At 42.4% G+C, this 25,066-nt stretch carries 40 protein-coding genes; 2 read left to right on the top strand and 38 right to left on the bottom strand.

The window, feature by feature from the left end; all coding sequences use genetic code 11:
* Positions 1-5: 5 nt before the first annotated feature.
* The 32 genes from rpsM to HMPREF1154_RS09170 all read right to left on the bottom strand — a co-directional run bounded on the left by rpsM (position 6) and on the right by HMPREF1154_RS09170 (position 18,271).
* Complete coding sequence (gene rpsM / locus HMPREF1154_RS09310) at positions 6-380, bottom strand: 30S ribosomal protein S13 (RefSeq protein WP_009642357.1); 375 nt, start codon at positions 378-380, stop codon at positions 6-8.
* Between the two features lie 3 nt (positions 381-383).
* On the bottom strand, positions 384-500 hold the full coding sequence (gene ykgO, locus HMPREF1154_RS13190; RefSeq protein ID WP_002666762.1) for a type B 50S ribosomal protein L36: 117 nt from the start codon (positions 498-500) through the stop codon (positions 384-386).
* A 31-nt stretch (positions 501-531) separates the two neighbouring features.
* Positions 532-747, bottom strand: a complete 216-nt coding sequence (infA, locus tag HMPREF1154_RS09305) for a translation initiation factor IF-1 (protein ID WP_002666434.1) — start codon at positions 745-747, stop codon at positions 532-534.
* Positions 747-2,075, bottom strand: coding sequence for a preprotein translocase subunit SecY (secY, locus tag HMPREF1154_RS09300; RefSeq protein WP_009642291.1), 1,329 nt, complete (start codon positions 2,073-2,075; stop codon positions 747-749). Before secY ends, infA begins: the two co-directional genes overlap by 1 nt.
* A gap of 13 nt (positions 2,076-2,088) precedes the next feature.
* Positions 2,089-2,541: a 50S ribosomal protein L15 gene (rplO, locus tag HMPREF1154_RS09295; RefSeq protein WP_009642325.1), complete on the bottom strand. Its 453-nt coding sequence runs from the start codon at positions 2,539-2,541 to the stop codon at positions 2,089-2,091.
* 17 nt (positions 2,542-2,558) lie between these two features.
* Complete coding sequence (gene rpmD, locus HMPREF1154_RS09290; protein WP_009642301.1) at positions 2,559-2,744, bottom strand: 50S ribosomal protein L30; 186 nt, start codon at positions 2,742-2,744, stop codon at positions 2,559-2,561.
* A 12-nt stretch (positions 2,745-2,756) separates the two neighbouring features.
* Positions 2,757-3,281, bottom strand: a complete 525-nt coding sequence (gene rpsE / locus HMPREF1154_RS09285; RefSeq protein ID WP_009642374.1) for a 30S ribosomal protein S5 — start codon at positions 3,279-3,281, stop codon at positions 2,757-2,759.
* A 6-nt stretch (positions 3,282-3,287) separates the two neighbouring features.
* Positions 3,288-3,641, bottom strand: a complete 354-nt coding sequence (gene rplR, locus HMPREF1154_RS09280) for a 50S ribosomal protein L18 (protein WP_009642295.1) — start codon at positions 3,639-3,641, stop codon at positions 3,288-3,290.
* 11 nt (positions 3,642-3,652) lie between these two features.
* A complete protein-coding gene (rplF, locus tag HMPREF1154_RS09275) occupies positions 3,653-4,195 on the bottom strand; it encodes a 50S ribosomal protein L6 (RefSeq protein ID WP_009642292.1) in 543 nt (180 codons plus the stop codon).
* Between the two features lie 19 nt (positions 4,196-4,214).
* Positions 4,215-4,613 carry a 30S ribosomal protein S8 gene (gene rpsH / locus HMPREF1154_RS09270; RefSeq protein ID WP_009642373.1) on the bottom strand — a complete coding sequence of 133 codons (399 nt, stop codon included), beginning with the start codon at positions 4,611-4,613 and terminating at the stop codon, positions 4,215-4,217.
* Between the two features lie 17 nt (positions 4,614-4,630).
* Positions 4,631-4,900, bottom strand: coding sequence for a 30S ribosomal protein S14 (rpsN, locus tag HMPREF1154_RS09265; RefSeq protein WP_002666758.1), 270 nt, complete (start codon positions 4,898-4,900; stop codon positions 4,631-4,633).
* A 1-nt stretch (position 4,901) separates the two neighbouring features.
* The gene (rplE, locus tag HMPREF1154_RS09260; protein ID WP_009642331.1) at positions 4,902-5,453 is read right to left on the bottom strand and encodes a 50S ribosomal protein L5; all 552 of its coding nucleotides are present in this window, start codon (positions 5,451-5,453) and stop codon (positions 4,902-4,904) included.
* Between the two features lie 2 nt (positions 5,454-5,455).
* A complete protein-coding gene (rplX, locus tag HMPREF1154_RS09255) occupies positions 5,456-5,770 on the bottom strand; it encodes a 50S ribosomal protein L24 (protein WP_016420934.1) in 315 nt (104 codons plus the stop codon).
* Positions 5,771-5,781: 11 nt separating this feature from the next.
* Positions 5,782-6,150, bottom strand: coding sequence for a 50S ribosomal protein L14 (gene rplN, locus HMPREF1154_RS09250; protein WP_009642349.1), 369 nt, complete (start codon positions 6,148-6,150; stop codon positions 5,782-5,784).
* Positions 6,151-6,152: 2 nt separating this feature from the next.
* Complete coding sequence (gene rpsQ, locus HMPREF1154_RS09245; protein ID WP_009642304.1) at positions 6,153-6,410, bottom strand: 30S ribosomal protein S17; 258 nt, start codon at positions 6,408-6,410, stop codon at positions 6,153-6,155.
* Between the two features lie 16 nt (positions 6,411-6,426).
* Positions 6,427-6,618 carry a 50S ribosomal protein L29 gene (gene rpmC / locus HMPREF1154_RS09240; RefSeq protein ID WP_009642293.1) on the bottom strand — a complete coding sequence of 64 codons (192 nt, stop codon included), beginning with the start codon at positions 6,616-6,618 and terminating at the stop codon, positions 6,427-6,429.
* Positions 6,619-6,629: 11 nt separating this feature from the next.
* Positions 6,630-7,049, bottom strand: a complete 420-nt coding sequence (gene rplP / locus HMPREF1154_RS09235; protein ID WP_009642299.1) for a 50S ribosomal protein L16 — start codon at positions 7,047-7,049, stop codon at positions 6,630-6,632.
* 20 nt (positions 7,050-7,069) lie between these two features.
* Entirely contained in the window at positions 7,070-7,804 is a 735-nt protein-coding gene (rpsC, locus tag HMPREF1154_RS09230; protein WP_016420933.1) for a 30S ribosomal protein S3, read from the bottom strand.
* 10 nt (positions 7,805-7,814) lie between these two features.
* Positions 7,815-8,222, bottom strand: a complete 408-nt coding sequence (gene rplV / locus HMPREF1154_RS09225; protein WP_009642329.1) for a 50S ribosomal protein L22 — start codon at positions 8,220-8,222, stop codon at positions 7,815-7,817.
* Positions 8,223-8,227: 5 nt separating this feature from the next.
* Positions 8,228-8,506 carry a 30S ribosomal protein S19 gene (rpsS, locus tag HMPREF1154_RS09220; RefSeq protein ID WP_009642339.1) on the bottom strand — a complete coding sequence of 93 codons (279 nt, stop codon included), beginning with the start codon at positions 8,504-8,506 and terminating at the stop codon, positions 8,228-8,230.
* 7 nt (positions 8,507-8,513) lie between these two features.
* Positions 8,514-9,338 carry a 50S ribosomal protein L2 gene (gene rplB / locus HMPREF1154_RS09215; RefSeq protein ID WP_016420931.1) on the bottom strand — a complete coding sequence of 275 codons (825 nt, stop codon included), beginning with the start codon at positions 9,336-9,338 and terminating at the stop codon, positions 8,514-8,516.
* Between the two features lie 8 nt (positions 9,339-9,346).
* A complete protein-coding gene (gene rplW / locus HMPREF1154_RS09210; protein WP_016420930.1) occupies positions 9,347-9,637 on the bottom strand; it encodes a 50S ribosomal protein L23 in 291 nt (96 codons plus the stop codon).
* Positions 9,638-9,641: 4 nt separating this feature from the next.
* A complete protein-coding gene (rplD, locus tag HMPREF1154_RS09205; protein WP_009642365.1) occupies positions 9,642-10,271 on the bottom strand; it encodes a 50S ribosomal protein L4 in 630 nt (209 codons plus the stop codon).
* Entirely contained in the window at positions 10,271-10,888 is a 618-nt protein-coding gene (gene rplC / locus HMPREF1154_RS09200; protein ID WP_009642338.1) for a 50S ribosomal protein L3, read from the bottom strand. The genes rplD and rplC overlap by 1 nt, the downstream gene beginning before the upstream one ends.
* Before the next feature lie 205 nt (positions 10,889-11,093).
* Positions 11,094-11,399 carry a 30S ribosomal protein S10 gene (gene rpsJ / locus HMPREF1154_RS09195; protein WP_002666495.1) on the bottom strand — a complete coding sequence of 102 codons (306 nt, stop codon included), beginning with the start codon at positions 11,397-11,399 and terminating at the stop codon, positions 11,094-11,096.
* Positions 11,400-11,411: 12 nt separating this feature from the next.
* Positions 11,412-13,532 (bottom strand): elongation factor G, encoded by a 2,121-nt coding sequence (gene fusA, locus HMPREF1154_RS09190; RefSeq protein ID WP_009642351.1) that lies wholly within the window; start codon positions 13,530-13,532, stop codon positions 11,412-11,414.
* Positions 13,533-13,545: 13 nt separating this feature from the next.
* Positions 13,546-14,022 (bottom strand): 30S ribosomal protein S7, encoded by a 477-nt coding sequence (rpsG, locus tag HMPREF1154_RS09185; protein ID WP_009642347.1) that lies wholly within the window; start codon positions 14,020-14,022, stop codon positions 13,546-13,548.
* A gap of 27 nt (positions 14,023-14,049) precedes the next feature.
* Entirely contained in the window at positions 14,050-14,463 is a 414-nt protein-coding gene (gene rpsL, locus HMPREF1154_RS09180) for a 30S ribosomal protein S12 (protein ID WP_002666477.1), read from the bottom strand.
* A gap of 370 nt (positions 14,464-14,833) precedes the next feature.
* The gene (locus HMPREF1154_RS13885; RefSeq protein ID WP_369731383.1) at positions 14,834-14,980 is read right to left on the bottom strand and encodes a hypothetical protein; all 147 of its coding nucleotides are present in this window, start codon (positions 14,978-14,980) and stop codon (positions 14,834-14,836) included.
* Between the two features lie 94 nt (positions 14,981-15,074).
* Positions 15,075-15,230, bottom strand: a complete 156-nt coding sequence (locus HMPREF1154_RS13365) for a hypothetical protein (RefSeq protein ID WP_009642307.1) — start codon at positions 15,228-15,230, stop codon at positions 15,075-15,077.
* A gap of 34 nt (positions 15,231-15,264) precedes the next feature.
* A complete protein-coding gene (locus HMPREF1154_RS09175) occupies positions 15,265-17,661 on the bottom strand; it encodes a DUF1566 domain-containing protein (protein ID WP_009642317.1) in 2,397 nt (798 codons plus the stop codon).
* Between the two features lie 34 nt (positions 17,662-17,695).
* Positions 17,696-18,271, bottom strand: a complete 576-nt coding sequence (locus HMPREF1154_RS09170; RefSeq protein WP_009642369.1) for a hypothetical protein — start codon at positions 18,269-18,271, stop codon at positions 17,696-17,698.
* A gap of 163 nt (positions 18,272-18,434) precedes the next feature.
* Here HMPREF1154_RS09170 and HMPREF1154_RS09165 point away from each other — a divergent pair, with 163 nt between their 5' ends.
* Complete coding sequence (locus HMPREF1154_RS09165; protein ID WP_009642367.1) at positions 18,435-19,745, top strand: DUF389 domain-containing protein; 1,311 nt, start codon at positions 18,435-18,437, stop codon at positions 19,743-19,745.
* Here the strand turns inward: HMPREF1154_RS09165 and HMPREF1154_RS09160 are convergent.
* From HMPREF1154_RS09160 to HMPREF1154_RS09150, 3 genes are read right to left on the bottom strand one after another with little or no spacing between them, the layout of a single operon-like run.
* Positions 19,735-20,769 carry a threonine aldolase family protein gene (locus tag HMPREF1154_RS09160; protein ID WP_009642320.1) on the bottom strand — a complete coding sequence of 345 codons (1,035 nt, stop codon included), beginning with the start codon at positions 20,767-20,769 and terminating at the stop codon, positions 19,735-19,737. The genes HMPREF1154_RS09165 and HMPREF1154_RS09160 overlap by 11 nt on opposite strands.
* Positions 20,766-21,443 (bottom strand): hypothetical protein, encoded by a 678-nt coding sequence (locus HMPREF1154_RS09155; RefSeq protein ID WP_009642370.1) that lies wholly within the window; start codon positions 21,441-21,443, stop codon positions 20,766-20,768. The genes HMPREF1154_RS09160 and HMPREF1154_RS09155 overlap by 4 nt, the downstream gene beginning before the upstream one ends.
* Before the next feature lie 35 nt (positions 21,444-21,478).
* The gene (locus HMPREF1154_RS09150) at positions 21,479-22,066 is read right to left on the bottom strand and encodes a Uma2 family endonuclease (protein WP_009642315.1); all 588 of its coding nucleotides are present in this window, start codon (positions 22,064-22,066) and stop codon (positions 21,479-21,481) included.
* Positions 22,067-22,165: 99 nt separating this feature from the next.
* Between HMPREF1154_RS09150 and HMPREF1154_RS09145 the strand changes: the two genes are divergently transcribed.
* Positions 22,166-22,606 carry a hypothetical protein gene (locus HMPREF1154_RS09145; protein WP_034567255.1) on the top strand — a complete coding sequence of 147 codons (441 nt, stop codon included), beginning with the start codon at positions 22,166-22,168 and terminating at the stop codon, positions 22,604-22,606.
* Here HMPREF1154_RS09145 and HMPREF1154_RS09140 read toward each other — a convergent pair.
* The 3 genes from HMPREF1154_RS09140 to HMPREF1154_RS09130 are packed head-to-tail and all read right to left on the bottom strand — an operon-like array spanning position 22,577 to position 25,027.
* Positions 22,577-23,200: an RloB family protein gene (locus HMPREF1154_RS09140; RefSeq protein ID WP_009642359.1), complete on the bottom strand. Its 624-nt coding sequence runs from the start codon at positions 23,198-23,200 to the stop codon at positions 22,577-22,579. The two genes, HMPREF1154_RS09145 and HMPREF1154_RS09140, sit on opposite strands and share 30 nt — an antisense overlap.
* Positions 23,197-24,441 (bottom strand): AAA family ATPase, encoded by a 1,245-nt coding sequence (locus HMPREF1154_RS09135; RefSeq protein WP_009642343.1) that lies wholly within the window; start codon positions 24,439-24,441, stop codon positions 23,197-23,199. The genes HMPREF1154_RS09140 and HMPREF1154_RS09135 overlap by 4 nt, the downstream gene beginning before the upstream one ends.
* 13 nt (positions 24,442-24,454) lie before the next feature.
* Positions 24,455-25,027 (bottom strand): Uma2 family endonuclease, encoded by a 573-nt coding sequence (locus HMPREF1154_RS09130; protein ID WP_009642310.1) that lies wholly within the window; start codon positions 25,025-25,027, stop codon positions 24,455-24,457.
* Positions 25,028-25,066: the final 39 nt, after the last annotated feature.

The following is a 25,066-nucleotide window of genomic DNA, read 5'->3' as shown; positions in this document are numbered from 1 at the left end:
ACTTATTATTTAGTTGCTTTCTTCTTGTTAGCAACAGTTTTTCGTTTTCCTTTTCTTGTACGAGAGTTGTTCTTCGTTTTTTGACCACGCAAAGGTAACCCTGAACGGTGACGGATACCGCGGTAGCAACCAATATCCATAAGTCGCTTAATGTTAAGCTGTACTTCGGAGCGTAGTTCTCCTTCTATTTTGTAAGAAGAAACTGCCTCACGGATACGAGTGATTTGCTCATCGTTCCAATCGCTTACTTTGATGTCTTCATCTACTTGAGCTTTTTTCAAAATTTCTTTAGCTCTACTTCTACCAATTCCAAAAATGTAGGTAAGTCCTATGACGCCTCTTTTGTGTTTTGGTAAGTCAATACCTGCTATTCGTGCCATAATTTATCCTTGTCTTTGTTTGAATCTCGGATTCTTTTTATTAATTACGTACAATACCCCTTTACGACGCACAATCTTGCACTCGGGGCTTCTTTTCTTAATAGATGCTCTTACTTTCATCTGTTGTCTGTTTTAAAAACGAATTTTATTATTAATATCGGTAAGTGATGCGTGCTTTGGTAAGGTCATAGGGTGTCATTTCGAGCTTTACTCTATCGCCTGGGAGTAGCTTTATGTAGTGCATACGCATTTTCCCTGAGATATGAGCGGTAACCACATGACCGTTATCCAATTCCACGCGGAACATTGCATTAGAGAGGGACTCTATGATTGTTCCATCTTGTTCTATCGCTGCTTGCTTTGCCATTATCTTCTCTTTTTACCTGTTTTCATTAGGCCATCGTAGTGGCGATTGAGTAGGTATGAATTGACCTGTTGCATAGTGTCAATGGCTACCCCTACCAAGATGAGCAAGGACGTACCTCCGTAGAACAAAGCCCATTGTTGGTCAATCTCCAACAAAGGTATCTTATTGACTATGGCAGGAAGTACGGCAATAGCCACTAGAAATAGAGAGCCTGGGAAGGTAATGAGCGACATGATTTTGTCCAAGTACTCACTGGTCTCTTGTCCTGGTTTTACCCCTGGTATGAATCCGCCGTTGCGCTTAAGGTCATCGGCCATCTTGTTACTTGGTACTGTAATGGCAGTATAGAAGTAAGTGAAGATGATGATGAGCAATCCAAAGAGCACATTGTACCAAAACTCAAAAGGCGAACGGAACGCATTCTGGATGCTTAGTGCCCATTCGGACTTAGAGAGTCCCGCCAAGGCAGCAGGAACGAACATGATAGCTTGGGCAAAGATGATAGGCATAACCCCAGCTGAGTTGAGTTTTAGGGGAATATACTGTCTTGCTCCGAAGATGTTCTTTTCCACCTGTCCGCCTGTGGTACGTCGGGCATACTGTACAGGGATTTGTCTTACCGCTAAAGTGAGGAAGATACACCCTAAGATCACCAAAAGCCACAAGAGGATTTCCACAATTACCAACATAGGGCTGTGTACCCTGTTCATCTCACCAAAGAAAGCATGAGGCATACGAGCGATAATCCCCACCATGATGAGCAAGGAAATACCATTACCTACACCCTTATCGGTGATTTTCTCACCTAGCCACATCGCAAAAACAGTCCCTGTTACCAAGATGATTACCGAAGGAATGATAAAGCCTAAGCCTTTTCCTTGGATAAACGCCTCATCAGGCACCCCTAAGGCGCTGATAGAGTAAAGGTAAGCAGGAGCTTGTACGATACAGATGGCTATGGTAAGCCAACGGGTAATTTGGTTGATACGCCTACGGCCGCTTTCGCCCTCCTGTTGTAGTTTTTGCAGATAAGGAATCGCAATTCCCATAAGCTGCACTACGATAGAGGCGGAGATATAGGGCATAATCCCTAAGGCGAATACAGAGGCCTTAGCAAAGGCACCACCTGTAAAGGCATTAAGGATGTCCAACAAGCCTCCTTCCGAAGTTCTCTGAGTGAGTTTGCTCAGTTGTTCAGCATCAATCCCTGGGAGGATTATGTGGGCACCAAAGCGGTACACCAACAAAATCCCCAAGGTGAGAATGATGCGATTGCGCAACTCCTCTATCTTCCAAACATTCGTTAAGGTCTCTATAAACTTCTTCATAAAATATTAATTCTTAGAGCGTTATAGCCTCTCCTCCTAATTTTTCAACAGCTTCTTTAGCGCTTGCTGTGAATTTATGAACAGAGATTTTAAGTTTTGTTTTCAACTCACCTCCTCCAAGGATTTTCACCAAGTCGGTTTTTTTGGCCAAGCGGTTTTCCACGAGGATATCCAAATTAACAGTGTCGGTAACCACGCCCTTATCTACAAGTTCTTGTAGTTTTCCGAGGTTAATACCTGTATATTCCTTACGGTTGAAGTTTTTGAAACCAAATTTTGGTACGCGACGTTGAAGAGGCATTTGTCCTCCTTCGAAACCGATTTTAGTAGAGAAACCAGAGCGAGATTTAGCTCCTTTGTGTCCACGAGTGGAGGTTCCACCTTTACCAGAACCTTGTCCTCTACCTACGCGCTTCCCATCTTTGTGTACTGAACCTTGTGCAGGTTTCAAATTACTTAAATTCATAATTAAATACTCCTTGTTTATTGAGCTTCTTGTACAGAAACTAAGTGTTCTACTTTATTAATCATTCCCAAGATGCTTGGGGTAGCCTCGTGTATAGCTACTTTCCCAATAGAACCCAAGCCTAAAGAGACTAGGGTAAGTTTTTGGGTTTTCGCACGTTTTATGCTACTACGTGTCTGTGTTACGATAATTTTCTTTGCCATGAGTGATTGATATTAACCTTTAAACATTTTTTCCAAGGAAATGCCACGTTGCTCGGCAATAGTTTTAGCGCTTCTGAGCTTTAGTAGGGCGTCAAAAGTTGCTTTTACCACGTTGTGCGGGTTGGAAGAACCTTGAGATTTAGAAAGTACGTTATGTACCCCTACGGCTTCCAATACGGCACGTACAGCACCCCCTGCGATCACTCCAGTACCTTCGGCAGCTGGTTGAAGATATACACGGGCACCACCGAATTTTCCTTTTTGTTCGTGAGGGAGGGTAGTTCCATTCAGAGGGATACGTACTAAGTTTTTCTTAGCATCTTCCACTGCTTTGGCGATAGCTTCGGAGACTTCTTTAGATTTTCCGAGTCCTTGTCCTACCACGCCATTTTCGTCGCCTACCACTACGATAGCCGAGAAGCCGAACGCGCGTCCTCCTTTGGTAACCTTGGTTACACGTTGTACGCCTACCAAGCGGTCTTTTAGCTCTAAGCCGCTTGGTTTTACATATTCTACATTTTTATAGTTCTGATACATAGTTTCTTAGAATTTAAGTCCGCCTTCTCTTGCACCTTCGGCTAAAGATTTTACACGTCCATGATACAAATAACCACCTCTGTCAAAAGAAACAGTTTCAATACCTGCGGCTAAGGCTTTTTTAGCGATAGCTTCTCCTACTTGTTTAGCTCTTTCGGTTTTGGTACCTGAAACCTTTAGATCTTTATCGCGAGAAGAGGCAGCCACTAGGGTAACACCTTTGGTATCATCTATAATCTGTGCATAGATCTCGCTATTGCTTCTGAAGACCACCAAGCGGGGTCTTTGAGCAGTTCCAGAAACGGTCTTTTTGATTCTGTACTTGATACGTTGTCTTCTTTCTATTTTTGATAATGCCATTATGTTACGTTTTAAGCTGATTTACCTGCTTTTCTTCTGAGTTCTTCTCCTACGAATTTCACACCTTTTCCTTTGTAAGGTTCAGGCTTACGGAAAGAACGAATCTTAGCTGCTACTTGTCCGAGTAATTGTCTATCGTGAGAGGTAAGTTTGATGATAGGGTTCTTACCTTTCTCATTGATAGTCTCTAATTTAATTTCTTGAGGGAGTTCCATAAGGATGTTGTGAGAGAAACCGAGCGCTAGATCAAGTTTTTGACCTTGGTTAGTGGCACGATAACCAACCCCTACAAGTTCCAACTCTTTGGTAAAGCCTTCGGATACACCTACTACCATGTTGTGTAGTAGGGCGCGATAAAGCCCGTGGAAGGCATTACCTTGCTTTGTATTACTTAGGCTCTCCACTATGAGTTTTCCATCTTCTTGCTTTACAGCAACGTCTTTAACCACTTGGGTTAATTCGCCGAGTTTTCCTTTTACAGTAATGATATTATCTTTGATAGTAATCGTTACTCCTTGAGGAATACTGATGGGTGCTTTACCTATTCTTGACATTCTTTTAAGTCGTTAATTATTAGTAAACATTACAAATTACTTCTCCCCCTATATTAAGAGCGCGGGCTTGCTTACCAGTCATTACTCCTTTGGAGGTAGAAACGATAGTGATACCGAGTCCGTTGAGGATACGAGGGAGCTTAGCAGCACCTACATACTTACGAAGACCTGGGGTACTTACGCGTACGATTTTACGTATAACAGGTTCTTTGGTTTCTTTATCGTATTTGAGGGCTATTTTGATGGTTCCTTGCACATCATTATCTTCAAACTTGTAGCTAAGAATATAGCCTTGGTCAAAAAGGATTTTGGTAATCTCTTTTTTAAGGTTTGAAGCTGGAATTTCTACTACTCTGTGCCCTGCGTTGCTTGCATTACGAATGCGTGTTAAGTAGTCAGCGATTGGGTCTGTGTACATAAATTTCTTTTTTTAAATTACCAACTTGCTTTTTTTACCCCTGGGATAAGTCCTTTGTTAGCCATTTCACGGAAAAGGACACGTGAGATACCAAATGTACGCATGTATCCTTTAGGACGTCCTGTGAGTTTGCAACGGTTGTGCAAGCGTACAGGAGAGGCATTTTTAGGCAGCTTCTGTAGGGCTTCGTAATCTCCAGCCTCTTTGAGCGCTTTTCTTTTTTCAGCATACTTAGCTACCAGCTTCGCTCTTTTCACTTCACGAGCTTTCATTGATTCTTTAGCCATATCAGTTCTTTTTAAATGGTAATCCTAATTCGGTTAATAATGATTTTGCTTCCTTATCGGTTGCAGCAGAGGTAACGAAAGTAATATCAAAACCTGCGATTTTGTTGATTTTGTCAATATCAATCTCAGGGAAGATAATCTGTTCGGTAACCCCTAGGTTATAGTTGCCACGTCCGTCAAATCCTGTTGCTTTGATTCCTTGGAAATCTCTCACACGAGGTAGTGCAATAGTGATGAGCCTATCGAGGAACTCATACATACGCTCACCGCGAAGGGTTACTTTAGCCCCGATGGACATACCACGGCGGAGCTTAAAGGAAGCCACGTCCTTTTTGGAGGTAGTAGCTACGGCTTTCTGACCTGTGATTTTGGTAAGCTCATCTACGGCGTATTCTATTTGCTTTTTGTCAGCAACGGCAGAACCTACTCCACGGCTTACAACGATTTTTTCAAGTTTAGGAACTTGCATTACATTCTTGTAACCAAATTCTTCTTTAAGAGCTGCAATTATGCGCTCCTTATATTCCTGTTTGAGTCGAGGTATATATGTCATAATTACACTACTTGTTTTGATTTTTTAGAAATTCTTACTTTTTTGCCATCTTTCACCTGATACTCTACACGGGTAGGCTCTCCGCTCTTAGGGTCTAAGAGGGAAAGGTTGGAGATGTGTATAGGAGCTTCTTTTTTGATGATGCCCCCTTGAGGGTTTTGGGCGCTGGGTTTGGTATGTTTTGATACTAAGTTCACACCTTCCACGATAGCTCTGTTTTTCTCACGATCCACTTTGAGTACTTTTCCCTTTTCCCCTTTGTGGTCGCCTGCGATTACTTGTACGGTATCGCCTGTTTTTATTTTTAGCTTTATCATCATTGCATGGATTAAAGCACCTCAGGTGCTAATGACACAATTTTCATAAACTGCTTGTCACGGAGTTCACGTGCTACAGGACCGAAGACACGGGTACCTCTCATTTCACCAGCAGCGTTAAGCAGTACGCAAGCATTTTCATCAAAACGAATGTAAGAACCATCTTGGCGTCTTACTTCTTTTTTGGTTCTCACGACTACAGCGGTAGAAACCTGTCCTTTTTTCACACTTCCGGTAGGAGTTGCTTCCTTGATAGTCACAACGATTTTATCTCCTACAGAGGCATAACGGCGTTTGGTTCCTCCAAGCACACGGATGGTCAATACTTCTTTGGCTCCTGTGTTATCGGCTACTTTTAATCTTGATTCTTGTTGTACCATAATTACTTCGCTCTTTCTATGATTTCTACTAATCGCCAGCACTTAGTCTTGCTCAGTGGGCGGGTTTCCATAATGCGCACGGTATCTCCGATATTGCAGTCATTTTTTTCATCGTGTGCTACAAACTTTTTAGTTTGCAATACGAATTTTCCGTACATAGGGTGTTTTACACGTTTTACGACTGATACCACAATGGATTTTTCCATTTTGTTGCTGGTAACAACCCCTATTCTTTCTTTTCTTAAATTTCTCTTTTCCATATTAAAGCCACAATGATTATTGTAATTCTCTACGGGTTAACTCACTTGCTACACGTGCAATATCGCGACGGAGGCTGCGAATAGTAAGTGGATTTTCTATTGGAGAAATGGCATGCGCCATTTTTAATTCCGAATGGGTTTTCTTAAGTTCGGTGAGCTTTTGCTCAAGCTCAGCGACTGATAAATCTTTAACTTCTGACTGTTTCATTGTTAATAAAATTACTCTTGATAATCTCTCGCTACAACGAACTTAGTAGTTACGGGTAACTTCTGAGCGGCAAGGCGAAGGGCTTCTTTGGCAACTTCCAAAGGTACGCCACCTACTTCAAATAGGATACGTCCTGGCTTTACCACAGCCACCCAGTACTCAACAGCTCCTTTACCCTTACCCATACGTACTTCCAAAGGCTTTTTGGTAATAGGCTTATCTGGGAATATTTTGATCCAAAGCTGTCCTTCACGTTTCATATAACGGGTAGCGGCCACACGGGCTGACTCAATCTGGCGAGCAGTGATAAAAGCGGATTCTAGGGACTTGATGCCGAATGTACCATTAGAAAGCTGATGCCCTCTTTGGGATACCCCCTTCATGCGTCCTTTCTGATCCTTACGATATTTTGTTCTTTTTGGTTGTAACATTGCTTACTGATTTTAAAATATTATTTTTTTCGGCGAGCACGTTTTGCATCGGAGTTTCCTTCTTTGGAAGCGGAAGAACCACCACTGAGGTTTTTCTTGGTCATTCCTACCAGCGGAGAAAGCTCTCTTTTACCATATACTTCACCTTTCATAATCCATACCTTGATACCCATACGTCCGTAAGTGGTGTGAGCCTCGTCGGTAGCATAGTCAATATCGGCACGGAAGGTAGAGAGAGGAATACGTCCTTCCTTGTAGCTCTCGTTGCGGGCCATTTCGGCACCGTTGAGACGGCCAGATATTTGGATTTTGATACCTTCTGCATTCATACGCATAGTAGCGGCGATAGCCATTTTGATAGCACGGCGGTAAGAGATACGATTCTCGATTTGGCGTGCGATGCTGGCAGCTACAAGTGGCGCATCAAGTTCTGGTCTTTTAATCTCAAAGATATTAATTTGAATATCTTTGCCTGTAATTTTTTTAAGTTCTTCTTTGAGCTTGTCTACCTCTTGGCCACCCTTTCCGATAATGCTACCAGGTCGGGAGGTAGTGATAGTAACGGTTACAAGTTTCAAAGTTCTTTCAATAATTACACGAGAAACACTAGCTTTAGACAAACGAGTATGCACATATTTTCTGATTTTGTCATCCTCAGCCAATTTGTCTCCGTAGTCATTTCCTCCGTACCAGTTGGATTCCCATCCTCTGATAATTCCAAGGCGATTCCCTATTGGATTTGTTTTTTGTCCCATACTTTTTATCTTAGCTTTCAGTGTTATTTTTAGCTCCTAATACGATGGTTACGTGGTTGGAACGTTTGCGAATTCTGTGTGCTCTTCCTTGAGGGGCTGGGCGAAGTCTTTTGAGCATCGCACCGCCATCTACGCGGATTTCTTTAACGAATACTTGGGCTGCTTCTACATCAGCACCTTCGTTCTTTGATTTCCAGTTTTCAATAGCTGAAAGTAATAACTTGTGCAAAGATGAAGCTGCATCCTTTTGGTTGAACTTCAAGATAGCCAAGGCTTTCTCTACTGCTACACCGCGTACAAGGTCAGCCACAAGGCGCATTTTACGGGGTGATGTAGGACAGTTATTCAATTTTGCAAAAGCCACATTTCGTTTCGCTTCTTTAATCTCTATTGCTTTTTCTCTTTTACGAACTCCCATAGCTTTTATTTTTTACCTTTATTTTTTGCACCTGCGTGTCCTCTGAAGGAACGAGTTGGGGCAAATTCTCCTAATTTGTGTCCTACCATGTTTTCGGTTACATATACAGGAACGAATTGTTTTCCGTTGTGTACTGCGATGGTTTCTCCTACGAAGTCAGGAGTAATCATAGATGCTCTTGACCATGTTTTGATCACGGTTTTCTTTCCTGTTTCCTTATTTTGGAGAACCTTTTTCTCCAAGGCGTAATGAACATAAGGACCTTTTTTTAATGAACGAGCCATATCTTACTTATTTCTTTCTACGTTCTACAATATACTTATTACTTGCCTTGGTTTTAGAACGAGTTCTGTAACCTTTGGCAGGGATACCTTTACGTGAGCGTGGATGACCTCCTGAAGCGCGTCCTTCACCACCACCCATGGGGTGATCTACTGGGTTCATTACCACGGCTCGAGTACGAGGACGACGTCCGAGCCAGCGTGAGCGACCTGCTTTCCCTGAAAGGACGAGCTGGTGATCGGAGTTAGATACTGCTCCAATAGTAGCAAGACATGTGAGCAGGATCATACGTGTCTCTCCTGAAGGCATTTTCACAGTGGCGTACTTACCTTCTTTGGCCATAAGCTGAGCAAAAGTACCTGCTGAGCGAGCGATATTGGCTCCTTGTCCAGGACGAAGCTCGATGCTATTGATTACGGTTCCAAGCGGAATTTGAGAAAGTGGCATCGCATTTCCGATTTCAGGAGCGGCTGTCTCTCCTGATACGATTACCTGACCTACTTTCAAGCCTGCTGGTGCGATGATGTATCGCTTTTCTCCATCGGTATATTCTACCAAGGCGATAAAGGCTGTTCTGTTTGGGTCGTACTCAATAGAAACTACAGTGGCTTCTACACCGAACTTGTTTCTTTTGAAATCGATAATACGATACTTTTTCTTATGACCACCACCTATGTAGCGCATGGTCATCTTCCCTTGATTGTTTCTACCCCCGGTCTTTTTTAACGGAACGAGCAAGCTCTTTTCCGGCTTATCAGTGGTGATCGCATCGTAATTATTCACCACTCTAAAACGCTGACCTGGAGTCGTGGGTTTTAATTTTCTTACTGACATACAGTCTTTTAAATTGTGTTATAAAAATCGATTGTTTCTCCTTCTTTTACACTCACTACCGCTTTCTTCACTGCGTTGGTCTGGCTGAGTTGTAGGCCATTCTTAGTGTAACGAACCGAACGCTTAGGGGCATAATTGAGTGTGTGTACCTTCTCTACAGTAACGCCATAGGCTGCCTCTACTGCTTTTTTGATCTGAATCTTATTCGCCTTCTTATCTACTGAAAAAGTATAGCGGTTTTTGTCCTCAGCATCCTTGGTAGCTTTCTCTGTAAGGATTGGTTTTATCAATATACTCATAATCTTACTTTGTTAAATTTGATTGAATAACCTCCACGGCACCCTCTAACAATACTACACTTGTTGCATTAGCAATATCGTAAGTGTTTAGCTCAGAAGCTGTTACAGTATTTACGGTAGGTATATTGCGAGAGGACAAATATACATTTTTATTTGTATCTGTCAATACAAAAAGTGATTTTTTATCTTGGATACCAAGGGCTGCCAAAATCTGTGTAAAGTCTTTAGTTTTAGGAGCCTGAAGATTGAAATCTTCTACAACGATAATGGCTCCTTGTTGTGCTTTTTGGCTCAAGATAGAGCGACGAGCAAGACGTTTTACTTTTTTGTTCAGCTTTTGAGTATAATCCTTAGGACGAGGACCGAAGATACGACCTCCACCTACGAATACTGGAGACTTCACGCTACCTGCACGAGCTGTACCTGTTCCTTTTTGTTTCTTAATCTTGCGGGTACTTCCTGCCACTTCGTTACGTTCTTTGGACTTGTGAGTACCTTGGCGTTTGTTAGCCAAGTATTGTTTGATGTCCAAATAAATAGTGTGGTTATTAGGTGTAATCCCGAAAACAGCCTCGGAAAGGGTCACCTTTCTTCCTGTTTCTTTTCCTTGTATGTTTAATACTGCTACTTCCATTATTTGTGAATCGTTACGTAAGCATTTTTGTGTCCTGGAACACATCCTTTTAGGATAAGGAGGTTCTTTTCAGCGACTACTTTTAACACTTTCAAGTTTTGTACTGTTACTTTTTCAGCTCCCATACGTCCTGCCATACGCATTCCTTTGAATACACGTGATGGATAAGAAGACGCTCCTACAGAACCTGGTGCTCTAAGGCGGTTATGCTGACCGTGAGTGGATTGTCCTACCCCGCCAAATCCATGACGGCGAACTACACCTTGGAAACCTTTCCCTTTGGAAGTTCCTGTTACATCCACAAATTCACCTTCTACAAAATAATCAGCGGCTATCACGTCGCCTAATTTGTAAGTGCTCTCAAATCCTTGGAACTCGACAAGTTTCTTTTTAGGAGTTACACCCGCTTTGGCAAAATGTCCTGCCGCAGCCTTGGAAGTGTGCTTCTCTTTTTTGTCATCGAAACCAAGTTGAAGAGCTTCATACCCGTCAACCTCTTTGGTTCTGACTTGGGTAACTACGCATGGCCCTGCTTCTATGATGGTACATGGGACATTCTTCCCATTTTCGTCAAAAATGCTGGTCATGCCTACTTTCTTTCCGATTAACCCAGACATATTAAAATATTTAATTTGATTTACTTTTTTTATCACAACAAAATCAAGGGGAACTCCTGTAGAACACTGCCCTACAGGGTACTCCTGACTTTATAATTTGATATTCAGGGTCAAGTATTCCAACCCTGAATATCAATAGTTTTACCGTTTTTCCCTCACGCTATTGTTTTGGGACAAGTCAAGCAAAACTTCCGCTTTGCTTTTATCATACTTTGATTTCTACTTCCACTCCACTTGGCAATTCGAGCTTCATTAGGGCATCAATAGTCTTTGGTGAAGAACTGTAGATGTCTAACAAACGCTTGTAAGAGCTTAGCTGAAACTGTTCTCTTGCTTTCTTGTTCACGTGTGGAGAACGAAGTACAGTAAAGAGCTTCTTGTGAGTAGGTAGTGGAATAGGTCCTACTACTCCTGCTCCTGTTGATTTTACTGTCTTTACGATTTTTTCAGCAGACTTATCTACCAAGTTATGGTCGTATGATTTTAATTTTATTCTGATTTTCTGACTCATTTCTTTTACAAATTAATTACCTCTTGCTTTTTTAATCACTTCTTCTGAGATGTTAGAAGGTGTTTCTGCATAGTGTGAGAACTCCATAGTAGAAGTTGCACGACCTGAAGAAAGGGTTCTAAGAGTTGTTACATAACCGAACATTTCAGAAAGTGGCACATTGGCTTTGATTACCTTAGCGCCATTTCTGTCGCCCATGTCATTTACCTGACCACGACGACGGTTAAGGTCTCCTACGATGTCCCCCATGTTCTCTTCTGGAGTGATTACCTCTAGCTTCATGATAGGCTCCATAAGTACGGCTTTGGCAGCACGAGCGGCTTCCTTGTAACCCAACTTAGCAGCCAATTCAAATGACAAGGAGTCGGAATCCACAGGGTGGAAAGAACCATCCTTAAGGGTAATCTTCATCGCATCCATTTCAAATCCAGCCAAAGGCCCGTTCTTCATTGCTTCTTTGAATCCTTTTTCTATAGAAGGGATATACTCTTTTGGAATGTTACCTCCCTTGATTTCGTTGATGAATTCCAAACCAGCTTTTCCTTCTTCGGCAGGTTCCATAGTAAAGACGATATCGGCGAACTTACCACGACCCCCTGTTTGTTTCTTGTACACTTCACGGTGGTCAGCCTTACCTGTAATGGCTTCCTTGTACTCTACTTGTGGTTCTCCTTGGTTTACTTCTACCTTGAACTCACGTTTGAGACGGTCTACGATGATATCCAAGTGAAGCTCACCCATACCAGAGATGATAGTCTGTCCAGAGGCTTGATCTGTTTTTACTTGGAAGGTAGGGTCTTCTTCGGCGAGTTTAGCCAAGGCCATACCGAGTTTATCTACGTCAGCCTTAGTCTTAGGCTCTACTGCGATACCAATCACTGGATCTGGGAACACCATACTTTCTAATACGATAGGATATTTTTCATCACAAAGGGTATCCCCTGTTTTGATATCCTTGAAACCTACCGCAGCTCCGATATCTCCTGCTTCAATGTATTCGATAGGGTTCTGCTTGTTAGCATGCATTTGGTAGATACGAGAGATACGTTCTTTGCTTTCGGAACGTGTGTTAAGCACGTAAGAACCTGCATCCAAGTGTCCAGAATATACGCGGAAGAATGCCAAGCGACCTACATAAGGGTCTGTTGCAATCTTAAAGGCCAACGCAGCGAAAGGTGCATCAACCGCTGGCTTACGAAGTGCTGGTTCCCCAGTATCAGGGTTAGTTCCTTCGATAGCTTCCTTATCCAATGGAGAAGGTAAGTAGCGGCATACTGCGTCGAGCATGAACTGTACTCCTTTGTTTTTGAAAGACGAACCGCAGGTCATTGGGATAATAGCCATGTCCATTACGGCAGCACGGAGCGCTTTGTGGATTTCTTCTTCGGAGATAGAGTTCTCATCTTCCATGAATTTTTCCAAAAGGCCTTCGTCGTAACCGGCTACTTCCTCGATGAGTTGTGCACGGTACTTAGCTACATCGGCTTTCATATCTTCAGGGATATCTACTACGTCAAAAGTAGCCCCTTGTGTTTCGTCATGCCATATGATAGCGCGGTTTTTGATAAGGTCAACCACTCCTTTGAAGTCAGCTTCTTCACCGATAGGCAATACGATAGGCACTGCATTGGATTTGAGCATGTCCTTCACTTGTTGGCATACTTTAAGGAAGTCAGAACCTTGTCTGTCCATCTTGTTTACAAAGCCCATACGAGGCACTTTGTAGTTATCGGCAAGGCGCCAGTTGGTTTCAGACTGAGGTTCTACCCCATCAACGGCAGAGAAGAGGAACACCAACCCGTCCAATACACGGAGAGAGCGGTTCACTTCCACGGTGAAATCCACGTGGCCTGGGGTATCTATAATGTTGAAATGGTATTCCTGTGCATCAGCAGTAGGTTTTCCATTTTCAGTTGGGAAGTTCCACTTACATGTAGTAGCAGCCGATTGGATAGTGATCCCACGTTCTGCCTCTTGCTCCATCCAGTCCATGGTAGAAGCTCCATCGTGTACTTCGCCTATTTTGTGCGTTTTACCTGTATAGAAAAGGATACGCTCAGTGGTAGTAGTCTTACCAGCATCAATGTGTGCTGCGATACCAATATTTCTTGTATATTTTAAATCTCTACTCATACTACCTCACGAATTAAAATCTAAAGTGGGAGAATGCCTTGTTGGCCTCTGCCATCTTATGTGTATCCATTTTTTTCTTAACAGCAGCCCCTTCTTCTTTAGCTGCGGAGAGGATTTCTCCTGCCAATTTTTGCGCCATAGATTTTTCATTTCTTTTGCGCGCATATCCGATAAGCCATTTCATAGCCATAGACACTTTACGGTCTGGACGGATTTGCATAGGGATTTGGAAAGTAGCACCTCCTACACGGCGAGAGCGTACTTCCACATGAGGCATCACATTGGAGAGGGCATCTTTCCACACTTCCAAGGCTGTTTTCTCATCATTATTCTTCTTTTGTTCTACGATATCGATTGCATCATAGAAAATCTTAAAAGCCACTGACTTTTTACCATCCCACATCAGGTTATTCACAAAGCGCGTAACCAATTGGTCATTGTACTTTGCATCTGGTAAAAGAGGTCTTTTTTTAGCTTGTCTCTTTCTCATTTGGTTGTTTTAGACGGTTTTAAAAATTTACTTTTTCTTTCCTTTTGCTGGTGCAGCAGCAGCTTGTCCTGGTTTAGGGCGTTTGGCTCCATACTTAGAGCGTCTTTGGGTTCTTCCATTTACCCCAGCAGTATCCAGTGCACCACGTACGATGTGGTAACGTACCCCTGGTAAATCTTTTACTCTTCCGCCTCTTACCAATACTATCGAGTGCTCTTGGAGGTTGTGTCCTTCTCCTGGGATATACGCATTGACCTCATTACCATTAGTTAAGCGAACACGCGCTACCTTACGCATCGCAGAGTTCGGTTTCTTAGGGGTAGTGGTGTACACACGTGTACATACGCCACGACGTTGGGGACATGAATCCAAAGCAGCCGATTTACTCTTCTTGGCTATTTTAGCTCTTCCTTTTCGTACTAATTGTGAAATTGTTGGCATTTATAAAATATTTTTTTAAGCGAGGGCAAAGATACAAACTTTTTACTAACTGACAAAACGTAAGACATTTATTTTCAACAACCCTTACTTGCTAACGCAGTGATTCTTACGACTTTTCATCTTTACAAAATGTGTAATTATCAGATTATCAGTGTTTTATATTATCTATGCAAAATACTTCAAAAAGAAAAATTTTCTTGAAAAAAGTTATTAACAGGGTAATGAAAGTATTAGCCTATGAGGTTGCAACCTTTCTCCTTCCGAGGTTGCAACCTTTTGTACTGGAGGTTGCTACTTTTCTTTTCTGAGGTTGCTACTTTTTGTATTAGAGGTTGCAACCTTATTGCGTTAAAGTCAGAGAATTTGTGTTTTAACTATCATTTCGTATTACTATATACTTCTGAGTAGGTGCATTTTTGCTTTCTCCAGAAGTCATTTGTAGTGTGTTATTCAATAAAGGATCTATATAATGTTTCTTCATCCAATAACGATCAGAAAAACCTAATTCTTCTGCTATTTCTTGCAGTGTATGAGGTTCTTGACAAAAAGCTATAATACGTCCAATAGTCTCTTTTTTCTTATTACTCCTTACCTCTTCTACTCCTTGAGTTTTACTCCTTGAGTTTTCTGCTACTCCTTGAGTTTTCCGCTACTCCTTGCCTATACGCTGTATTAATAGAGTAGGTAGTCCAACGTCCTTTGTTAGTGGATAATAACATGTTTTTGCCTACCATGGCATAGAGTAATTTCCCTATAATCATCTCCATAAATCTCCAAAAGTTGTGCTCGTCAATTATCAAATTAAAACACTCTTATTGGCAATACTTTTCTTGGACTATTTTTCTCTCCTACATGTACTCTGCCATCGGAGGGAGTGAAAGAAACATAATAGGCCTCATAATACCCTTTTTGGGTAGAACTCCAGTATTCGGCGGCGGGAAGTTGCAATACCTCTCGGTTATGTGCAATATGGGATAGCTCCATCATACTAGGAATAAACCAGTCATCCTTGCCCGTAGCACGGAAATGATGCCTTACATAGTAGCTAGCAGAGGTATCAGAACAGTCGTTGGCTATCAGTGCGGTATTGTCGCGACCTGTACCAAAGGCAGTGCTGGTACTCTCTTGCGATAGCCCACAGCCCCAAGGATAAGCCTCCGCAGGCAGATCGGCCGTTGCTGGAATCAGGTAGCCATGTAGCTGGCCTGGTATAAAGCCTTCGTCTGAAGGGGTAAAGAGATAAGCCACAACACCACCCTGATACACATCGCCCACACTGAGCATAGGAGTGGTTAGCGACTGAGGATCTGAGTATGTGGTACCACGCTCATTGGTAGCAAAGGCAGCTACATAATAGGTCGTATTGCGTTCCAGCTGGGTCAGTTCCATAGGGAAACTGCCTAAGATATTTCCGCTGAGTGATACCTGACCCGTATTGTTTTCCAAAGTAGGGTTGGTATGGTGTTGGCTATAAACAAAACCATACTGGAGAATTTTACCGCCCCCATTGGAGGTGATATTCCCAGTGAGTTTCACCTTAGTAGAGAAGGTCTCACCTTGTACAAAGGAAGAGAGCGCAGGCAAAGAGACATTTTGGGTATGGAGCGTAAGAGGTTCGCTATAGGAGGTACCTCGTTCATTGGTAGCAAAAGCTCGTACATAATAGCGTGTATCCACCGAAAGTCCTCTTAGGGTAGCCGAGAAGTTACCTTCGCCACTGCCTACCTCCAGCAAATGGTCGTTCAAAGTGGGCTGAGACTGACTGCTGCTATAGACAAAGCCACGACGGGAGATACTACCGCCCCCATCCTGCCTTACCAAGGCCGTAAGGGCTATCTCACTCACCGAAGGAATCGCATAGATTATCTGTAAAGCGGAGGGTGTACCTATATCCTCGGTAATAAAGGTAGCTACCTCCTCACTATAGGCTATACCCAATTGGTTTTTGGCATACGCTCTTACATAGTACTGTGTAAGAGGGGTTAGCCCCTGTACAGTAGCAAAGAAATTGCCCACTCCGCCCTGAAGTCTTACCACTTGGGCTGTCTCTTGGGTGAGGTGTTCACTGGAGGTGTCATAGACAAAACCACGCTCGGTAACCACTCCTCCATCGGAGGCTGAGCCAACTGTCGCATAGAGAGAGACTGAATGCTGTTGCAAGTCCTTATAGGTTACAAAGTGCACCCCTTCAGGCACCTGAGTAGGCAGCGTATGCAGTAGCAACTGCTCACTATAGACAGTACCTGCGGCATTGGTTACAAAAGCACGCAAGAAATAACGCTTGGCTGGGGCAAGGTCGGTAAGTTCGTGGAAGAATTTCCTTTCAGAGGTGTTGGTACCTAATACCTTGGTAGCTCCATTCTCCAAGGAAGGCATATCCTGATGATCACTATAGACAAAACCTGTCTGGTAAGTGGCTGCCCCGCCTATATGGGCTACTTTGGCCTTGACAAGGGCGGAGGTATTGGTGACATTGGCAGGAGCCTCCATCTCTACCCCTAAGGCAGGCTGCTCCTTTGAGGTGTTGAACTTAAGCACCTCGCCCACTGCCCTCCCCTTTTGGGTCATCACATAGGCGCGAACATAATACGGCGTATTGGCTACAAAGGTCTGTACAGATAGGGAAAAGGTCTCATTCCTATAAGAAGGGGTTGTTTTGGACACTACCCCATCAGCGGGCGAGGGTTGTTGATTGACTGTAGAATAATAGAACCCATATTCGGTTACAGGGTAACCCCCTGTATCGGGTATTGCTCCCTTGAAGGTGATTTGGTAGTCCTGCACCTCTGGTTGTAGTGTGGTGACAGTCGCAGCTGTTCCCTTGAGGGTGGTAAATGATTGTATATCTGCCAAGGCCGTTCCCTGTCCGTTGGTGGCAAAGGCTTGGTAGTAGTAGGTAGTTTCGGGGATCAGGTGTTTGAGCTGTACTGTATAGCTTCCCGTTCCGAAAGAGGGATCGGTGGCTACTCGGCGCTCTCCCACATTGGCCAAGGCCTCCTTGGAAGTGGCATAGTAGAACCCTCTTTTGCTGACCATACTATTGTAGTCCTGTACAAGAGTGATACTCAGGGTGGCAGAACTCTTGGTTACCTCTGTTTCTTTTTGATCTTTGAAAGCAGGAGCAAATACCTGCTTGAAGTTATAGTTTTCCTTGCTGCAAGCCACACAGACAAGCAGACATAATAGATATTTTTTCATAATTGTTCAGTTGTTAGCCGTTAGTGGTTAGTGATTAGTGGCTGATCACTGACCACTGTTTAAGGTTTATCGTAATTCCAAAAGTATATTCGGGGGCGTATAGTCGCTCAGTAAAGGCAATATAGGACATACCTCCCACTACATTGATGAGTTTGTTCAAGCGAAAGGTAGCTCCCCAATAACCAGGGATATAGCTCTTTCGCTCCAAGGTCTGCTCGTGGGCATATTCATTGACAAAAGGATAGCGGTGCCAGCCTATACCTCCGCCTACATTAAGATAAGCCCAGTGGGTCAACCTCAAGGAAGCACCCCCTACAAACTCAGTTTTATTGGCTGGAAAGTCCTCACGAGCATATTGTTCCAACTTGGAAGCCCTTCTAAGGGAGGAGCGGAAGTTTAGAAAAGCGCCTATACGCTTATCACTTCCTCCCAGTTCGCCTCGAATACCAAAGGGCGCAATGGTACCGCCCTCATAGCCCACTGAGAAGAACCGCCCCCAGTAGGCTGCACGCTCCGCTCGCCGAGCAGCTCTGTCCTGAGCTGCGTCCTGCTGCTGGGCAAGGGTAGGTAAGACGCTGAGTAGCAATAAAGTAAAAATGTATAGTTTCATCACGTCACTAATTTTATAGATAGTATCGACAAAAGTATAAAAAACTTTTGAAAAAAATCACAATACTTCGAAAATTAACACCCTATACTAGCTCATCAATTCATTTGCTTATTTGCTTATTAATTCCTATCTTTGCAGTTGCTAAATTCTAAAACATAAAGATATGAGTTTCTTTAGACATCTTTTAAATCTGCACGACGGAGAGGAAAAAAAAGAGAAAGTAATAGAAGATATTATCAGTAATATTTCCTTTCGTGGAGCCAACTTATGGATTCTGGCTTGTGCCATTCTCATTGCCTCTATTGGACTGAATGTCAATTCTACGGCAGTAATTATCGGAGCTATGCTCATCTCTCCTCTTATGGGGCCTATCGTAGGGGCAGGGTTTGCTCTGGCAACCTATGACTTTGAACTGCTCAAGAATACAGGTCGTAGCCTGCTGATAGCCACTTTTGTCAGCCTATTGGTATCCTTTATTTACTTCTACATCAGCCCGTTCAAGGACGCCCAATCAGAACTGCTGGCACGTACCTCCCCCACTATCTATGATGTACTGATTGCCTTCTTCGGCGGTGTGGTAGGAGCCATCTCCCTTACCCGACAGGAAAAAGGGAACCCTATCCCAGGGGTAGCCATCGCCACTGCCCTTATGCCTCCCCTCTGTACCGCGGGCTTCGGCTTGGCAACAGGTAATTTAAGCTATTTCTTAGGCGCTTTCTACCTCTATAGCATCAACTGTTTCTTTATTGGAATCGCTACTTTCCTGATTATCAAATACCTGAAATATACACCTAAGAATACAGGCAATGAAAAACTCAACCAACGCCTGCGCTATGTGATTACTTCCTTGGTGATACTCATTACCACCCCCAGCCTTTACTTAGCTTATACCCTCTTTCAGGAAAAGCGTTTCCATGAAAATGTTGCCCACTATATCACCGCCGAGTTTGAAAACAATGGCTATACAATCATCTACAAACGTATCCGCTACAATGCCTCTCCTAAAACAATTGAATTGGCTTTCTTAGATAAGAAATTCAGCGACGAAGAGGAGAAAAACCTACAAAACAACCTCAGAAAATTCAATATCTCCAATACAGAGCTTATTATCCGCCAAAAAGAATCGGATATAAGTCAGGAAATACTCTCTGAAATCAACAAAAATAAGGCTTCCCTCTCCAACAAAGACATAAAAATCAAACAGCTTACTGAGGAGTTGGAAAAGTACAAAATAGAAGATATCGATTTTGCCAAGGAAGTGAAGATCCTATTTCCTAATATCAAGGATTTCTCTTTTGGTCGCCTAAATAGCTTTGCTTCTGATAGCCTTTCCACCACTACTCTAATGCTCTATACCCCTATCAGGGAACAAGTCAAGGGCAAGGAAGTGGATAAAGAGGTAGATATAGCACGACTCCAACAATGGCTTGCTCAAAAGTTTACCGACAGGCATATCAAGATTATCAAGGAGTAAGCCCCTCTATAGCCCTAAGGAGTACCTCCACTTGGCTATCCTCCATTGCCCACGAGGTGATGAGCCTAATGGCCGTATGCTCGGCATCTACCTTTTGCCATAGATAGAAATCAAAATCAGCAGAAAGTTGTGCTATCTGTCGCTGTGTAAGTATAGGAAACAACTGATTGGTACAAGTATCGGAGAGAAAGCCGATGCCTCTGGCTACAAAGGCCTCCTTGATACGCTTCATCTGAGTATTAGCCAACCGCCCCAATTCCTCATAGAGGTTGTTCTGAAAAAGAGTAAGGAATTGTAACCCCAGCAGCCTTCCTTTGGCAAGCAAGGCACCTTTCTGCTTGATATAAAAGCTAAAGTAATCAGCCAAGGCTGCTTGGTTGAACACAATCGCCTCCCCTAAGAGTGCACCACATTTGGTAGCTCCTATATAGAAAATATCAGTATAACGGGCGAGGTCTTCCCAGCCAATATCATTCCCTTCAGCACTAAGCCCTTGAGCGAGGCGCGCTCCGTCCATATAGAGCAACAGCCCCAACTCCTGACAGCACTGCCAAATGGCTTTTAACTCTGCCAAGCTATAGAGCGTTCCTATTTCGGTAGTCTGAGTGATATACACCAAGCGAGGTTGTACCTCATGAGGCACATTGGTATAGCGCGAAGCATAGTCCCTGATCTGCTCAGGGGTGAGTTTTCCATTGTCCGAAGGTGCCAAGTGGATCTTGTGCCCTACCGCCTCTATAGCGCCTGTCTCATGGTCAGCAATATGTGCGCTTTGGCAGGCGATGATACTCTCATGAGGGCGCAATACATGTCCCAAGACCAACAAGTTGGCTTGTGTTCCCCCACTGACAAAGAAGATTTCAGCCTGAGGATTTCCAATATGCTCCCTGATGAGTGCTTTGGCTTGCTCGCTATAGTCATCAAGCCCATAACCAGGCTGTTGTTGTCTATTAGTCTGTAAAAGTGCTTCCAAGATAGCAGGGTGAGCACCCTCTGAATAGTCATTTTTAAAAGAGATTTTCATATTTTTGGGTTATATTTTTTAATCACTGCCTCCAAATAAGGATATGCCCTCTCGGTTATACTGGTGATAAACCATCTGGGTGTTTTCATCATAATTGTCATATTACCACCTCTGGAGTACCAAAGACGTATTTTCTCTACCTGCTTCGGGTCTATTTCTCTGATAGTGAAAAAAGTAAGAAAATACAGCTTATCTTTGCATAGTATAAAAAAGGGAAAGTATTTTCTTGGCCAAGATAAGTTCTTCTGTACCTTGAGCAAATACTCAAAATCCTTATCACTCATTTCCTCCAAAAGCAGATGTTGCGCTTTAGCATTTCTCTTCACTACAGCGCTTAGCAAGTAATAGCCCCAAAAGAGAAATATAATAGGAGACAATGCCCAAGAAGCTACCTGTATAAGCATCCAACCTTTCAGAATATCTAAGGCAATAAGATAACCAAGAGGAATTATAAATATAAGGGCAAAGAAAATAGCAAGACCATTACAGATATAGCGCTTATACTTCTCTACTTTCTCCAAATACCGCTTACGCTCATCACTTATCGCATGATAAGGTATATAACGGGCTACACGCTGTTCAAAGGTATTCTTGCGGAAGGCTACAAAGTAGAGCAGCACTCCCATTAGCGTATAGTGGAAAGCACTTATCAAAAAGAAAATATCTATCCCCATAGTATTATCATCTTACAAGTGAGAGAATTGTTCTACTAAAAACCGCCTCTAAAAATATCCTTTGTATGTATTTTTAGTGTAGGGAATATCACAGAACACACCTGGTCATCTACAATAGGGTTTAGGGTTTTGTAATGACCGTCCTCCAATACATTCACAATTACATATTCCTCTACTGGGTGTATCACCCAATATTCTCTCACCCCTGCTTCTTCATAGAGCTGGAACTTACTCTTAAGTTCTTTCTTTGAATTGCCTGGTGATATAATTTCTATAAGCAGATCAGGAGCTCCTATACAACCTCTGTTGTCTATCTTATCGGGATCGCACACCACACAAAGGTCAGGCTGTACCACTGTATGTATGGCATCTCCTATCTCTCCTTTTACTGGCAAACGTACATCAAAAGGAGCAGGATATATCTGGCATTTCTTCCTCTTAAAAAACAATCCTAATTCTATGTTCAGGTTGCTCTGCACCATCTGATGGGTAGGCGAAGGTGCCGACATTTTAAAGAGTTTCCCCTTTAGGAGTTCTACGCGTTCTTCAAACTTCCATAGCAGATATTCTGCATAAGTATATATTCCATTGATAGGGTCTAACTGATTGATGTTGGTTACCATAAGAGTTTTAAGTTTTGAATTCTGAGTTTTATTTTGTACCTTTGCTACACCTTATTGTCTCTTGTGCAGAGGTAGCACATGCTTTTTAATCTTTATCCTATGAAGTTACTACTCTTTTTTGTATCCTTAGTGCCCTTATCCGTCAAGGCACAACTCTTCGAACCCTTCGACAAATGGGGCATACGTACCGCCTATACCCATACCAATGGCAGTCGCGATTTTGGCTTTGTAGGAGCTTCACTCAATAGCATTGCGGTAGATCGCAGCGGTTTAGCAGCTATAGGGGCTAAAGTATATGCAGGCACCCACATAGGAAAGCCCGACCACTGGCAGCTAATCCCCGAAATAGGTACTGACGCTTTCTTTATCTTGCCTGTAGGCGCTGGTGTCTCTGTAAATACGGAGGCCATAACGCCCCGTATAGGTATCTCACTGCTTGGAGTTATAGAACTCTATTGGGGGTATTCCTTCCCTTTCAAAGACGAAACCAGTTTCAAAGGACGTACCTTTTCAGTAATCGTGAATTTGTATGGCTTCTAACAGTAAAGGCATCTCACACATAGCTCTTTTGCATTCTTGAGTATCAAAGTTCCCTAAAGCTGTAGCATTGCTTACCGCTATTTTGAGATAAGGCTTTAGTTGCGTGTAAATGTCATTATTGCTTTTCTTAAAGAACTTTTCTGTTTTCTCATAGCCTTTCAGGTGCTGGCTGACTTCCTTCTCAGCATCAGCACAGGCTGCAAATACTTTAGTAGTCTTTCTAAAATGCAATAAAAACCAATATTCCAAACAAGGATTATTCACTATCACTACTACCTTTTGATTCTTTGAAAGATTCTTGTAATACTCTAAAAACTTTTGGAGTGATGAAGGGTTACTCTTCTTCTCTCGTTCTTCTTTTAGTAATACATCAAGATCTACAATCCAAAAAACTTTGTCATATTCCTCCTCTGACAGGGCTATAACCAATTCATATTGTTGGTCAATATTCTTTTTCTGTAGAATTTTAGGTGTTATGTCAAAAAGGATATTGGGTTCATTCTGCTTGAGCATCTGCAAATACCAATATTCTGTTTGGCCATCTACCACTACCGCAAAGGCTTGTTTGGTGATTTTGTTTCTTCCTCTTCTCATGGTTCTACATCAATAAAAGTATCAGACAAACGAGGTACCCCGCTGAATTTTCCTATCTTATAGGCATTCAGTATATTCTTTATAGTGGAAGTATCAAAATCAGCTAAGGAATAAAGGTCAGTAGCACAATCTTTGCTTTTGTCAGTAAACCATATCACATCATCTCTAAAAATATCCTTATCAGCCAAAAGCTCACGGTTGTGAGTGGTAGCAATCAGCTGCGACTGCTTAGCATTCTGTAAGAATGAAAGCAAGAAATGGGTATAAAGGTCAGGATGTAGAGAACTTTCCAACTCATCTATCGGAAACACTGTAGGGCTTTTGATAAGAAGTGCCAACAGCCCCGCAAATCCATAAAAACGCTTAGTTCCTTCAGATTCTTGCTCCATTGGTAGATTATAATGAGTATCATTAATCGTATGTTGAATAATAATACGTCCTTTAATCTCTACTTGTCCTTTAAAAAATATTAGTAAGTCTTCTGGGACAATTTCTTCTTTCTTTCTTATAACTATATCTGAGATATTAAAATCAGCTTTCTTTAATATCTCTAGAACTTCTCCCTTAGTTAATTTCTTTTCATCTATTTTATTGGTTATATAAGTGTCTAACTTCGTATCAGGCGCTATAATAGGCTTCAAATAACTTCCGAACCAATCTGTTACTTGTCTTAATTCTTCAAAACTAATATTTGTTTTCAAGAATCCTCCCAGTACGGTATTGTTCCACAAGGTATTGAGTTCCAATACTTGTTGAGCGCTTTTATCAAGTGTTATTGGATATCCAAAATTTATTTTAGTAAGTTGTCCTTCTGTATCAGTAGTGCGCTCATATACCAGTGTTTTTTCAGGATCATATACATACAAGACCTCCCTAATCACTGACTGACGTGTAAAGGCTACTTCATATTCGTAATAAACCTCCTCATGTACAAATGCTATAGAGAGTTCAGTAGGTTGCTCAGGTGTATTAGCATCAAAAAGATATGGTGAGAAATCCAGCATATCTGTCTTTTTCTCTTTAGGATTCACTACCAAATCTCTCAAAAAATCAAGGGCTTTAAGTACCGTTGTTTTCCCTGAGGCGTTGGCTCCATAGATAAGTGCCAACTTTAAGAGTCGCTTGCCTGCTGCACACACTACATAAGTATTTTCCAGATGCTCAGAGGCATCTGCTTCAAACGACAATGTCTGTTTACCCTTTATGGAACCAAAGTTCTGTATGCTAAAATTTACAATCATCGCAATAAAGTCATTAAAAAATCTCCGCTAGATTTATCTGTAAGTCTGGGAATTTCACAGGTGAGATGGTTTCATCTGCAAAGCGTGGCCGAAGCCCTATATAGGTATCTCCTTGTAAGACAAAGATATCTACTTCCTTATGGTCAGGGCGTACAACCCAGTACTCCCCTACTTTTGCCTCCTCATAGATACTTAATTTCTTACTAAGCTCCTTCTCTACATTGTTCGGTGAGACAATCTCTACAACCCAATCAGGTGCTCCATAACAGCGCTTACCATCGGCTAATTTCTTAGGGTCACATACCACACATAAGTCAGGCTGTAGTACTGTATTCTCCTTACCCTCAGGCGAAGGAAGCACCACATCAAAGGGAGCTGCAAAAAGCTCACAAGGCTTCCCATCAAGGTAAGAAAATATTTTTACAAAGAGCTTACCTGATATTCGTTGGTGATCAATAGAAGGAGCAGACATCTTAAAGAGTTTTCCCTTTAGGAGTTCTACGCGTTCTTCAAACTTCCATAGCAAATATTCTGCATAAGTATATATCCCATTGATAGGGTCTAACTGATTGATATCTGTTACCATAATGGTTTTAAGTTTCGAGTTGCCAAATATTTATCCCTC

Source organism: Capnocytophaga sp. CM59 (genome assembly GCF_000293175.1).
Taxonomy (GTDB): domain Bacteria; phylum Bacteroidota; class Bacteroidia; order Flavobacteriales; family Flavobacteriaceae; genus Capnocytophaga; species Capnocytophaga granulosa.
The sequence above is the reverse complement of the archived record's forward strand: the minus strand, read 5'-3'. Positions and strand labels throughout refer to the sequence as shown.